9 protein-coding genes and 1 pseudogene are annotated in these 12,246 nt (G+C 69.6%); 5 read left to right on the forward strand and 5 right to left on the reverse strand.

Annotated elements, in window-relative coordinates; all coding sequences use genetic code 11:
• Positions 1-10: 10 nt before the first annotated feature.
• Positions 11-2,383: a DUF6049 family protein gene (locus BA895_RS22470; protein WP_254666615.1), complete on the reverse strand. Its 2,373-nt coding sequence runs from the start codon at positions 2,381-2,383 to the stop codon at positions 11-13.
• Between the two features lie 83 nt (positions 2,384-2,466).
• Positions 2,467-2,952, reverse strand: coding sequence for an NUDIX hydrolase (locus BA895_RS22475; protein ID WP_070194121.1), 486 nt, complete (start codon positions 2,950-2,952; stop codon positions 2,467-2,469).
• Positions 2,953-3,081: 129 nt separating this feature from the next.
• Between BA895_RS22475 and BA895_RS22480 the strand changes: the two genes are divergently transcribed.
• The 4 genes from BA895_RS22480 to BA895_RS24095 all read left to right on the forward strand — a co-directional run bounded on the left by BA895_RS22480 (position 3,082) and on the right by BA895_RS24095 (position 8,341).
• Complete coding sequence (locus BA895_RS22480) at positions 3,082-4,551, forward strand: CCA tRNA nucleotidyltransferase (RefSeq protein ID WP_070194122.1); 1,470 nt, start codon at positions 3,082-3,084, stop codon at positions 4,549-4,551.
• Positions 4,552-5,998: 1,447 nt separating this feature from the next.
• Positions 5,999-7,174, forward strand: a complete 1,176-nt coding sequence (locus BA895_RS22485; RefSeq protein WP_070194123.1) for an ice-binding family protein — start codon at positions 5,999-6,001, stop codon at positions 7,172-7,174.
• Positions 7,175-7,261: 87 nt separating this feature from the next.
• Entirely contained in the window at positions 7,262-8,065 is an 804-nt protein-coding gene (locus BA895_RS22490) for a class F sortase (protein WP_070194124.1), read from the forward strand.
• A 126-nt stretch (positions 8,066-8,191) separates the two neighbouring features.
• The gene (locus BA895_RS24095; protein ID WP_175442416.1) at positions 8,192-8,341 is read left to right on the forward strand and encodes a hypothetical protein; all 150 of its coding nucleotides are present in this window, start codon (positions 8,192-8,194) and stop codon (positions 8,339-8,341) included.
• 9 nt (positions 8,342-8,350) lie between these two features.
• Here the strand turns inward: BA895_RS24095 and BA895_RS25015 are convergent.
• Positions 8,351-8,575: pseudogene (locus tag BA895_RS25015) on the reverse strand (3-oxoacyl-ACP reductase); the annotation flags it as partial.
• Between the two features lie 564 nt (positions 8,576-9,139).
• Here BA895_RS25015 and BA895_RS22495 point away from each other — a divergent pair.
• Positions 9,140-10,102 carry an aldo/keto reductase gene (locus tag BA895_RS22495; RefSeq protein ID WP_070194125.1) on the forward strand — a complete coding sequence of 321 codons (963 nt, stop codon included), beginning with the start codon at positions 9,140-9,142 and terminating at the stop codon, positions 10,100-10,102.
• Between the two features lie 72 nt (positions 10,103-10,174).
• Here BA895_RS22495 and BA895_RS22500 read toward each other — a convergent pair whose 3' ends face one another.
• Positions 10,175-11,386 (reverse strand): beta-propeller fold lactonase family protein, encoded by a 1,212-nt coding sequence (locus tag BA895_RS22500; RefSeq protein ID WP_070194126.1) that lies wholly within the window; start codon positions 11,384-11,386, stop codon positions 10,175-10,177.
• An 86-nt stretch (positions 11,387-11,472) separates the two neighbouring features.
• Positions 11,473-12,222, reverse strand: a complete 750-nt coding sequence (locus tag BA895_RS22505) for a phosphatase PAP2 family protein (protein WP_139142842.1) — start codon at positions 12,220-12,222, stop codon at positions 11,473-11,475.
• Positions 12,223-12,246 lie beyond the last annotated feature (24 nt).

Here is a 12,246-nt window from a genome sequence, read left to right on the forward strand (position 1 = left end):
CTAAGGTGAGTCAGGGCGACTTCTTGCGCACGTCCCGATCGTGGCGTGCAGCCAGCGCAGGCGCATCGCTGATCTCATCGATGCGGGAGGTGCCCTTGACGATGGCCCGGGCCACCCCGAGCAGCAGTACGAGACCGACCAGCGCCCCGCCCACCCAGTAGACGGTGCCGTCGATCGGGTTCGCCGAGACAGGGATCACCGCCGGGGAGCCGATCGGGGTTCCGTCGGCAGTGGTGAGGTAGGCGCGGATGTCGGCCGCCCCCGCCGCCACGGCCGTGACCGGCACCCGAACGACGCGCTTGGAGTTGGGGGCGATGCTGATGGGCCCCGGCTGGCGCACGATCTGCATGCGGGGGTTGGTCGGAGCGAGCACCAGGCGGATGTCCTCGACCTCGTAGGGCAGGCCGTTGTCGACGGTGATCTGCAGGGTGCCGTTCTCGGCGAGGAAGTTGACGCTCTGGGCCACCACTTTGATGGCGCTGGTCGCCGCCTTGGTCTGGGCTTCCACGGTGACGCTCAGCTGCGTCCATGAGGCCGGCTGGAAGCGCCAACGCACGCTGGCGAGCTCGTCGAGCACCTCGCGGTAGGTGCGCTCGAACTGGTCGCCGTCGCGCAGCACGCCGGCGACCCGACCCAGCGTCTCGCGCTGGAACTCCATCAGGGCGAGGCGGCCCTGGTTCAGCGTCGGGGGCGGCAGGGTGGCGGGGAACGAGCTCACCGGGGGCTGCTGCTTGAGCGCCCGGTCGGGGCCCGAGTCGGAGACCAGTGAGGCCGCGTCGACGGGCGTGAGCCACGGAGCCGCGGACGTGGCGGCCAGGAAGGCGGCCAGGCTGCCGGCATCCGGATCGTAGGTGCGGGGTGCCACCACGAGCAGGGAGCGGGCCGTTCCCGCGCGTTCGCCGAGCACCACCAGGGTCTCGGCGAGGTAGCGCTGCACCGGCAGGGCCACCGACGTGTTGGTGGAGGCGCCCCCGGAGAGGTCGGGCAACAACGCGGACAGTCGAGCGTCGTAGCCGAGCAGGCGGGTGCCTCCGGTCGCCACCCGGCGGGCGGTCGGGGTGTACGACGATGCGCCGCTGATGGCCTCTTGGTTGACGACCACACCCGCGGCCTTCTTGACGTTCGTTCCGGCGAGCAGGGTGGCGAGGTGGCCCTCGCGCCCGGCCGGCAGGCGGCCGTCTGCCGGCCACAGGATGTCGGAGCGCACGGGGTGTCCCACCGCGTCGGCGACCAGTGACGATCGGTCGACGAGGTCGCGCACCAGAGGGTTGGTCGGGGCGATGTCGACCGTGGCGGCGAGGTCGGCATCCGCGTAGGGCAGGGCCCACAGGGTGCGCTCCGCCAGGGCATCGACCAGGCCGGCGGAGAGGGCGGCCACCCCGGGCTCCTCGTCGTCAGCACCGGCTGGGGTGCCGGTCGTGTCGCCGGTCGTGGTGCCGGAGGTCGCGCTCGACGAGGGATCGGGCGGCGTCGCGGCATCCGTGCTCGTCGTGCTCGTCGTGCTCGGGGTGCCAGGGGTGCCAGAACCTGACGTCGCCGGGGTGGGCTGGCCGATGGGCTCCGGCCCGAACACCGCGGGGTCGACCGCCAGAGTGACGGCCCCGCCCTTCGTGCCGTCGATGATGCGCCTGATCCGCGACCCGGGGCCGATGGTCGAGCGCCAGGCCGGGTCACGCACCTTCTCGTCACGCGAGAACAGGTCGACGTCGGGGTCAAGGGTGATCGGCAGCACGGTCGCGACCTGCAGCTTCTCGTACTCCTTGCGGGCGTTCCACGCCAGAAAGGTGCGCGCGATGCCCACCGGCTCGGCCGCGCCGGCCTGCACGACCTCGACGGAGACGGGCAGGGCGGCGAACGCCTTGTCGCTGCGCACGGTGCCACCGGGAAGGCTCAGGACGAACCTCGCGGTCTGCGACGGTGCGACCGTGGGCAGGGTCACCGAACCGAGCTCGGGCCCGGATGCCGGGTCGGCGCCCGATGCCCACGTGTCGATCTGGGAGCGCTGCACCACCGGCGAGGCGCCCTGCACCAGCCGAACGCGGGGGGCGGTGAGCGGGCCGGTGGTGGGGGCGGTGATGGTTCCGGTGATGGTCACTGCCGCGCCGGGCGCGACCACGGTGGGGTTGAGCGCGGTCAGGGTGACGATGGCGCGGTCGGCGAGGGGGGCCACCCGGGGGGCAGCCGCCAGGTCGACAGGCTGGGCCGCTGGGGCCGCTGAGGCCGCTGGGGCCGCCGCTCTCGCTGGAGGCTCAGCGGCGGTGCCCGCGGCTGGAACCGGCAGCATCGGTGCTGCGCTCGCAGCGGGGCTGACGCCGACCGAAGAGGCGATCGCGAACGCGATGACGGCGCCGGCCATTCCGGTGGCCAGCACACGTGACCGCATCCGAGCCGCGACTCGGTGGGCCGCGTGGCGAGGTGAGCGCCCAGGCCCCCAGGGCCCAGAGGCCCGCACGGCCCCGCCACGCTTCACGCCGTGCCCGCCAGCCGATTCCAGGCCGTCTGGGCGATGCGTCGCTCGTTCGGGAAGGTCAGCCGCCGGTGCACCTCGTCGAGGGCCATCCAGGCCACGTCGATGGCCTCGTGGTCGGGGTCGTTCTCGATCGACAGCTCTCCACTGAGGGCCTCGAGCAGATAGTGGTGCACGAACTTGTGCACGCGCGTGGTCGAGGTGGCGAACCAGTAGTCGATGGTTCCGAGCTCGATGATGACCCGGCCGGTGATGCCGGTCTCTTCGGCGACCTCGCGGGCAGCGGTCTCGACGAGCGTCTCGCCGGGCTCGACGTGGCCCTTGGGCAGACACCACTCGACGCGCCCGGCACGGTTTCGCCTGGCGATGATGGCGATCAGGGCCCGACCGTCGCGGATGTCGACCACGATGCCGCCGGCCGAACGCTCCTCGACCGAGGGCAGGCGCCGACCCGGAACCGGGTCCGGTGCCGCCTGCGCGCTCATGTCGCCACCATAGCCAAACCTCCAGTGCGGCCCGGGCGGTTCAGACGACGGACGGCCCGACGGCAGCGAGCGTGAGCGGCATCCGGCCAGGAAGTGGGAGCGCGAATGCCGCTCACCTAGGCTTGCTCGGTGCCCAAGCCCTCGCTCCCGAACGCCACCGACCCGCGGCCCTTGCTGCAGGAGGCCGTCAGCCGGCTCGCTCCCGTGCTCCCCCTGCTGACCGAGCTCGGTGAGCGGTTCGCGTCGCGGGGTCACGAGCTGGCGCTCGTCGGCGGGCCGGTGCGTGATGCGTTTCTCGGTCGCACCTCGCTCGACCTCGACCTGACCACCGACGCGCGGCCCGACGACATCCTGGCCGCGGTGCAGGGCTGGCACGACGCGCACTGGGAGATCGGGCGCGAGTTCGGCACCATCGGCATGCGCAAGGGCAGCCACGTCGTCGAGATCACCACCTACCGCGCCGACACCTACGACCGCAGTTCGCGCAAGCCCGAGGTGATGTTCGGCGACAGCCTCGAGGGTGACCTGGTGCGGCGTGACTTCGCGGTCAACGCCATGGCGATCCGGCTGCCGAGCCTCGAGTTCGTCGACGTCCACGGCGGCCTCGACGACCTGGTCGCGGGCCGGTTGATGACGCCGGCCGCGCCGGAGGAGTCGTTCGCCGACGACCCGCTGCGGATGATGCGCGCAGCCCGGTTCGCGGCCCAGCTCGGTTTCGAGGTGGCGCCCGAGGTGCGGGCGGCGATGACCGAGCGCGCCGCGACGCTCGAGATGATCTCGGCCGAGCGGGTGCGTGAGGAGTTCGTCAAGCTGCTGCTCTCGGCGGCCCCCCGCGCCGGCCTGACCCTGCTCGTCGACACCGGCCTGGCTCAGGTGTTCCTTCCCGAGCTGCCGGCGCTGCGCCTCGAGGTCGACGAGCACCACCGGCACAAGGACGTCTACGAGCACTCCCTCATCGTGCTCGAGCAGGCGATCGCCCTCGAGGGGCCGCCCAACGGGCCGCCCGAGTCGGTGCCGTCCCCCGACCTCGTGCTGCGGCTCGCGGCGCTGCTGCACGACATCGGCAAGCCGGCCACGCGCCGGTTCGAGGGCGGCGGCGGGGTCAGCTTCCACCACCACGAGCTGGTCGGCGCCAAGCTCGCGAGCAAGCGGATGAAGGCGCTGCGCTTCGACAAGGACACCACCAAGGCGGTGGCTCGCCTGATCGAGCTGCACCTGCGCTTCCACGGCTACGGCGACGGCCAGTGGACCGACTCGGCCGTGCGCCGCTACGTGACGGATGCCGGCCCGCTGCTGACCCGCCTGCACCGCCTGACCCGCAGCGACTGCACGACGCGCAACCAGCGCAAGGCGACGCGCCTGTCGCGGGCCTACGACGACCTCGAGGCCCGCATCGAGACGCTGTCGGCCCAGGAGGAGCTCGCCGCCGTTCGCCCCGAGCTCGACGGCAACGAGATCGCCGAGACGCTCGGCATCAAGCCGGGGCCGGTGCTCGGTCAGGCCTACTCGTTCCTGCTGGCGGTGCGGCTCGACGACGGGCCCATCGGTAGGGATGCCGCCCGCGAGCGCCTGCGCGCCTGGTGGGCCGAGCGCTCGTAGGTGGCCGCAACGACTCCTCGGGAGGCGGTCGACGGGCCGGACGACCGGGGCAGCGGCAGTTCCTTCGACGGGAGGAGGTCAGCCCGGAAAGGATCTGAGGTGATCGCTGTTGTTTCACTGGCATGAGTGACCACGAGCCGATCCAGGGCGCCGACGGGGCAACGCCTTCACACTCGTGGTGGCCGTCCTCAGGACTAGGACGTGTACTTCTGGTTCTACTCGCCGTGGGCTGCGCGTTGTTGCTTTCGCCATTTGGTCGCGGCGACTGGCTCGCCGTGTTCGCCATCCCGGCAGGCGCCGCGATCGGCGTTCCTATTGCTCGTTACTCGAAGAGGCGCGACCACAACAGCTAGGAGAACTCGCGGGTTGGAGCACCATTTCGGTGGGCCACACATTGAACAAGACATCGAGCTGCCCTGAGGTCGGATCGGCACCCGGGTGCCGCCGAGTGTCCCAGTTGAGACGGCGCGGTTACGGACGCTCGCTGCCGAGGAGGCGGGGCTGTTCGTCGCACATGACCGCTGCCCACTCGTAGTTGCCCTGATGACTGGCAACTATCTCTTGGTACTTGAGGAGGCGTAGCTTCTCTTGATCTGTGTCGGCGAGGGCCTCGGATAGGGGTCGGAGGGTGCTGACCTTTTTCCCTGCGGTGGGAACGGCGCAAGCTGGGTCCTTTCGTTTCCACGAAAACGAGTGAGCTGAGCAGGTTGATCTCGCTGGTCTCGCACGTCGCTTCCTAGACCGATGTCCGTGGGCAAACCCATCGTCGGACGATTAGCTCGCTGAGTAGTCATCCCGCGCCGATGCATGGCAGTCGCTCATCGAGCAGCGGGCGAAGAAGTCGCCGCCGGTCAGCTTCGCGGACTGCCGGGGCGATCTGGGCGGTTGAACGCCTCGGGTCACGGTGGGGGTTTCTTATTCGCGAATATGACTAGACGTGCGCGCGGCCAGAACCGGGTCGGGTGATGCCAGTCGCGCACCCTGACTGGCGTGTCCGAATCCTCGGGCCGAGATGATCTCCGCGCCCACGTAAAGCCTCCGACGCGCCAACCGGTTGCGCCGCAAGAACATATCTGATGCTGAACCATCAGCAGAATCGACAGTTCAACAGGGATTTGCGAAGCGGACCTTCAAGAGTTGGTATAGAACCGGTACAAGTATGGCAAAACGGTGCTTGTAGCCATAATGGTGAGTAATCATACCAACTAGTGCCGCATTTGGCACGGTTCACCCGTGGTCCTCCCCCAGGCCCTTCCCCTCCGGTAAGACCGTCTCCCAAAACGGCTTGCAACGGTTTGCGGGGACGATCGGCACCCCCCCCGCCGCCCGTCCCCGCAGACAAGTTCGACGGTCCGTGCCCGAGGGCACGGACACCAATCAGTTGGGTCCGGCACGGGCCCCGTCCAGTTCCGCAGCCGCGGTTCGACCTTCCACCAGATGGAAAACCATGACCACACGCATCATTGGACTTCCGCGCGGGCTGGCCGTTGCCTTCGTCGGGCTCGCGGCCACCTTCACACTTATATCCGCCACCATCGGGGCGAGCCCGGCGAGAGCAGCCGAAGCGCCGGTCGGGCTCGGCACCGCCACCAGCTTCGCCGTCCTGGCCGGCCGCACCGTCACCAATACTGGGCCATCGACGATCAGCGGTGACCTGGGCGTCAGCCCCGGGTCCGCGATCCCCGGCTTCCCGCCCGGCTCCGTGTCCAACGGGACCATCCACAAAGCTGACGCCGTCGCTGGCCAGGCCAAGTCCGATCTGACGACCGCCTATAACGACGCCGCCGGCCGATCGACCACCGCGACCGTCACCGGGGACCTAGGCGGAAAACGGCTCACACCAGGGGTCTACACCGGCGGCGCCCTCGGACTGACCGGCACGCTCACCCTCGATGCCGGAGGTGACTCGAACGCCGTGTTCATCTTCCAGGCCTCCAGCACCCTCATCACCGGCTCGGCCAGCAGGGTCCTACTCCTCGGCGGTGCGAACGCCTGCAACGTCTTTTGGAAAGTCGCGAAATCCGCCACTCTCGGGACGGGCTCGACGTTCAACGGCACGATCCTGGCTCTGACATCAGTGAGCGCCAAGACCGGTGCCTCCGTCAGAGGCCGCCTACTGGCTCGTAACGGTGCCGTAACCCTGGACAACAACACCATCACCCGACCCACTGGGTGCCGCACCACCACGGGGACCGCGCCGACGGCCACGGGGTTGACCCCGACCTCTGGGTCGACCACCGGTGGCACCAAGGTCACCGTGAACGGCACCGGGTTCGTCCCCGGCAAGACCACGGTCAAGATCGGTGACACCACCATCCCGTCCGGTCAGGTCACCGTCACCAGCCCCACCAAACTGACCTTCACCACCCCGGCCCACCGGGCCGGACCAGTCACGGTCAGGATCACGACCCCGGCTGGAACCTCCGGCCCGCAGCAGTTCACCTACGGTGGGGCCGGCACATCGCCCACCCCGCCCATCAAGCCTCCGGGAGTGGGGGCCCCCGACACCGGTGGTGGCGGGTCGGGCAGCCCAGTGAACACGGTGGCGGGCCTGGGCCTGCTCACCCTGGCGGGCTTGGTTGCGGGCGTGGGGGTCTTCCGGCGGCGTCGCGAGACCGCCTGACGTTGACTGATCGAGACGGGCGTCTCGCCGATGCATGGCTGACCGCCGTGCATCGGCGGGGGGCCATCTCCCGCACGATAGGGCCCCATGAACATTCGTTACCGCTCCGCCGCCTGGGTGGGCCTGGTCATCGTGCTCGTGACCGCTGCCATGGTCTTTCTCATCGCTCGGCCGATCGATCGACCCAACGCCGCGTCGGCTGACCAGCGGCGTGCCGCAACCAGTTCGAACGCCACGGTAAAGGCGGTGCCGCCGCCGGCGGCCACCAGCAAGCCGGCGCAGACAACCACCCAGAAGCCGAGGCCGTCAGCCACCCAGGTCAGTGGCGCCGCTGGCCAGCCCAGCAAAGCAGTGTCATCGGCCTCGCCACGAGAGGCTGCGGCTCGGTGTGTGTCCGGCATCCCGGATCGACTAGTCATCCCCTCCCTTGGTGTCGATGCCCCCTTCCAGACCATCGGCCTGGACACGTCCGCACCCGCAGACGCACAGGGGCGCCAGCGGCTGGGCAGCCCGTCTGACCGCACCAAAGCCGGCTGGTACGCGGCCGGCCCGCGCCCCGGGTCGGGGCGGGGCTCGGTGCTGACCAACGGGCACACCTACCGCGACGGTTCCGCGATCTTCAAAGAGAGCTTCTCCTCTCATGTCGCGGTAGGACAGCGCATCGACATCCGGCAACGAGCAGGAGGCGTCTGTTCATACCGGATCAACCGGGTCTGGGCAGAGGTCAACGCAGCCACCGACTACCCCCGCATCGTCGCCAGCCACCACCTGTACGACTTCGGCGGCCCGGAACGGCTGTTCCTCACCACCTGCAGTGGCAGCTTCAACTCCGCTACGCAGAACTACAACCAAATCACCATCGTCACCGCCCTGCCCATCGCCCGCGGCTGACCGATGCTTCGACCTGCCGCGCTCCGTTGACGCTCACGTGAGCTCGATGGCTCAGTTGCGGGAGCAGGCGGTGGAGCGGCCCGAGGGACAGCGCCGATCACGAAAGCGTCCGGGAAGAAGAAGACCGTGCTGTCGCGGCACGCGCGCAACAAGCACCTCGCTGACGCCGCGCAGCAATGGGCGTTGTCATCGGTGCTGGGCTCACCCGGTGCCAAGGCCTACTACCACTCCCGCAGGCGCCTGCGTCCGACGACCGCTCAAGTCTCCACCGTCTGATCCGGTGATGTTGCCCGCTACGTCGCTGGCCATGAACGCAACGAGCCCCGCCACCTCGTCCGGGTGGGTGGCGCGGCCGGTCGCGGAGTCCCCGGCTGCGGAGTCCCCGGCCGCGGCCGGGTTGTGCCCTTGGCTGGACGCAACCGTCACGGCAACGCCGTCAGTACCGAGCCACAGGCCGGTGGAGACGGGTCCGGGGCTTACGCTGTCGACGGGGATTCCGCTCGAGCCCATCTCTTTCGGACAGCGACTTAGAGAAGCTTCGCAAAGCGGCCTTGGCGGCGCCGTAGTCGATCACCCCTGGGTCGGGGCAGGAACGCGCTGACGGAGCACGTCGACACGATGGCCCAGCGCCTCTGGGCCAGCATCATGGGCAGGGCCGCCTGAGTGGTGCGCACCGCAGCCATGGGGTTAAGGGTGTCCGAGGAGAACCAATGCTCATCTGTGGCCGCCGTGAGACCGTCCAGTCGAGGGGTCAGTCACCGCCACGACGTTCGTTCCACGACCGCATGGGTTTCCACGGGTAGCTGGATGGCTCGCCCAGTTGGGGTCGCCGTCCCTCACGGCACGAGCTAGACCTTCTTGCTGACCCGAACCGGTTCCAGCGAGCATTGCAGGCCCTCGGCCTGATGTTCCACAGCGATGGTTCACGGCGCTCATTGAGGGGTCGCCGAATCCCTCTCCGAACGGCTGAGCTGACAACCGCCAGGCTCGACATTCTCCAGAACGAAGCGTTCGTGAGGCCGTCGGGAGGCTCCCGCGCGCACGGCGCGGCCGCACGCGAGGCATGCTGGGGGCATGAAGTATCTGGAGGTGCCCGGGCTCGGGCAGGTCAGTCGTGTCGGTCTCGGTACGTGGCAGTTCGGGTCGCGTGAGTGGGGCTACGGCGACGAGTACGCGTCGGGTGGGGCCATCGACATTGTGGCGCGGGCCCGAGAGCTGGGGGTGACGCTGTTCGACACCGCCGAGGTCTACGGCTTCGGCAAGAGCGAGCGCATCCTCACCGAGGCCCTCGGCTCAGACCGCAACGAGGTGGTCGTCGCCTCCAAGGTGATGCCGATCGCCCCCTTCCCCCGGGTCGTGGTGAACCGGGCGCACGGCAGCGCTCGGCGCCTCAAGCTCGCCCGGATGCCGCTCTACCAGGTGCACCAGCCGAACCCGCTGGTGCCCGACTCGGTCATCATGAGGGGGATGCGCACCCTGCTCGACGACGGTCGCATCGGCGCCGTCGGCGTCTCGAACTACTCGCTCGACCGGTGGCGCAAGGCCGACGCCGCCCTCGGCGAACCCGTGATCAGCAACCAGGTGCAGTTCTCTCTCGCCGTCCCGGCTCCGCTCGATGACCTGGTTCCCTTCGCCGAGAAGGAGAACCGCATCGTCATCGCCTACAGCCCCCTCGCCCAGGGGCTGCTCGGCGGCAAGTACGACGCCGACCACCGCCCCGGCGGAGTGCGGGCGGCCAACCCGCTCTTCGGCACCGAGAACCTGCGCCGCATCGTCCCGCTGCTCGACGTGCTGCGCGAGGTGGCGGCGGCGCACGACGCCAAGCCCGCCCAGATCGCGCTGGCCTGGTTGCTCGGGCTGCCCCAGGTGGTCGTGATCCCCGGGGCGTCGAGCGTCGAGCAGCTGGAGTTCAACGCCGCTGCCGCCGACCTGAGCCTCACCGACGAGGAGCAGTCTGCGCTGACGGATGCCGCTCGCGCTTTCCATCCGGTCTCGGCCGGTCGCACCCTGCTCGACTCCGTGCGGGCCCGCTTCTGAGGTCAGCACGGTGCCGGCAGCCTGACCCCGGCGCCTGAGGGCGCTTGCAGGACAGGCTCGCCGACCCGACCCTCAGCGCAGGGTGCCGGTGTTGCCGAGGGACGACCGTCCGGGTTGGGGCCAGACGAGCAGTCCGTGCGGGCCCGCTAGCACCGGGATGAGGTGGGTCACCCTTCCGCTCGAGGTGTCGATGACGTAGACGACCGAGCTGTTGCGGCCCGACAACCAGAGCTGCTTCCCGTCAGCGGTGACCCCGCCCAGGTCGGGAGACCCGCCACCCGGGACCGTCCACGTGGCCACCGGGGCGAGCGTGTCGGCATCCAGCACGGTGATGGTGCCCGCGTCGCGGTTGCTGACGTAGATCCGGTGGGTGTCGCGCGAGAGACAGATGCCGTCGGCACCCTTACCGGTGGGAACGAACCGGGAGTACTTCAGCGTGTGGGCGTCGATCACCCACACGCCGTTGCGCAACCCGTCGGCGACGAGGAGCCAGCGGCCGTCAGGGGAGAGCTGTACGTCCTGCGGCCTGGCGGTTGCTGCCTGCGTTGGGGTGCTGGTCGGGCCGCCCACCGGCCGAGCCTTTTTGCCCACTGTGGTGCCCGGCGTGTGAAGGCGGTCAAGGCCGATCATCTTCACGACCCGGGCGGCGTCGGAATCAACGACCACGAGCTTGCCGCTGAGCTCGCAGCTCACCACCAGGGTCGAGAGGTCGGCGGTGTAGTCGGCGTGGTTGATGCCGGCGCACGGGATCGGCAGCGAGCGAACGAGCTTCATCGTGTGGGCGTCGCGGATGTCGATACGTCGCAGCCCCGCGGCCATGACGAGTGCGTAGCGACCATCGGGCGTGAAATAGAGGTTGCCGGGGTCGCTCACCACGATGGCCTTCCCGGGTTCGCCGGTGCGCGGGTCGATGGGGGTCATCGAGTTTCCGGCGTCGCTGGTGACCCAGAGGGTGCGCAGGTCGGGCGAGGGCACCACCTGCTCGGGCGAGCGGCCGACCGGGTAGGTCGCCACGACCCGATAGGTCGAGGGATCGATCACCTGAACCGTGCCCGCCTGCTGGTTCGCAACGTAGACAAGGGGTTTGGCGCGCCGCGCCTCAATGCCGAGGTCAAGTGCGCCGGCGTGGGCAAAGGGGGTCTCAGCGGTGCTGACCGCATTGATCGCTGCCGTGGCACTCGACCGGTTGGCGCTCGAGGAGTGCGTGGTCGGGGTCGGCACGGGCGTCAAGGTCTCGGTCGAGCAGGCGCCGAGCAGGCCCAGCGTGATGAGGGCGGCTCCCATGAACGATCGGCGTCCACGCATCCGCCTGTCGCCCCGGTCGTTCTTGCGGCCCGGCGTCGCACCTGGCTCTGCCTTCTTCTCTGGGCTCACTCGGTCACACCGAACTCTTCGCGGTCTCGCAGACGCAGCAGCCACGGGCCGAGAACCGCGATCACGAGGAGCACGGTTGCGCCGGCGAAGACGACCGAGGCGACGACGTCGGTCAGGTAGTGCGCGCCGAGGTAGAGCCGCGAGGCGCCGACGATGACGATGAACGGCACGCCGACCAGCCACACCGTGCGGGTTCGGCGTCCGACCAGCATCAGGGTGGCCGCCAGGGCGAACACGAACGCGGCGGCGAAGGCGGTGTGTCCGCTGGGGTAGCTGTCGGCCTTCGTCTCGGTGACGAGGGCGTGCACGGTTGCCATGGGGGGCCGGGCCCGGTGCACGAGCAGCTTGCCCATCTCGACTGACAACCAGCCCGCGATCGTCAGCCCGGCGACGCTCACCGCGACGAACCGGCTGCGTCGCCAGGCGATGGCACACCCGACCAGCAGCAGGATGGGCGCGATGACCGGACCGATCCCGACATTGATGGACCGGGCGAGGGCACTGAGCACTCCGTCACGGTGCCCGGCGAGAGTGACGTCGAGGCCGAGCTCTCCGGTGCTCTGGGCACCGATGGTGTTCACCGTGAAGCCGACGACGAGGCCCGCGACGAGCAGCAGCGCCCCGGTCACGATCAGGGGCACCCGCGGGATCCGCGAGAGACGTGGGGGCCCGGGGGGCAGAGGCACCGCGGTGTCTGGTGGCAGCGGCATCCGGCCTGCTTGGGTGTCTGCGGAAGGGTTCTTCATGAGGGCCTCCTGGCCGTCGGGGTC

This window comes from Humibacillus sp. DSM 29435 (assembly GCF_001758225.1).
Lineage (GTDB): Bacteria > Actinomycetota > Actinomycetes > Actinomycetales > Dermatophilaceae > DSM-29435.

What these genes read in the sequence shown, in the direction of transcription:
- BA895_RS22470 (WP_254666615.1), bottom strand. Translation starts at nt 2,383, where the DNA reads ATGCGGTCACGTGTGCTGGCCACCGGAATGGCCGGCGCCGTCATCGCG.
- BA895_RS22475 (WP_070194121.1), bottom strand. Translation starts at nt 2,952, where the DNA reads ATGAGCGCGCAGGCGGCACCGGACCCGGTTCCGGGTCGGCGCCTGCCC.
- BA895_RS22485 (WP_070194123.1), top strand. Translation starts at nt 5,999, where the DNA reads ATGACCACACGCATCATTGGACTTCCGCGCGGGCTGGCCGTTGCCTTC.
- BA895_RS22490 (WP_070194124.1), top strand. Translation starts at nt 7,262, where the DNA reads ATGAACATTCGTTACCGCTCCGCCGCCTGGGTGGGCCTGGTCATCGTG.
- BA895_RS22495 (WP_070194125.1), top strand. Translation starts at nt 9,140, where the DNA reads ATGAAGTATCTGGAGGTGCCCGGGCTCGGGCAGGTCAGTCGTGTCGGT.
- BA895_RS22500 (WP_070194126.1), bottom strand. Translation starts at nt 11,386, where the DNA reads ATGGGAGCCGCCCTCATCACGCTGGGCCTGCTCGGCGCCTGCTCGACC.
- BA895_RS22505 (WP_139142842.1), bottom strand. Translation starts at nt 12,222, where the DNA reads ATGAAGAACCCTTCCGCAGACACCCAAGCAGGCCGGATGCCGCTGCCA.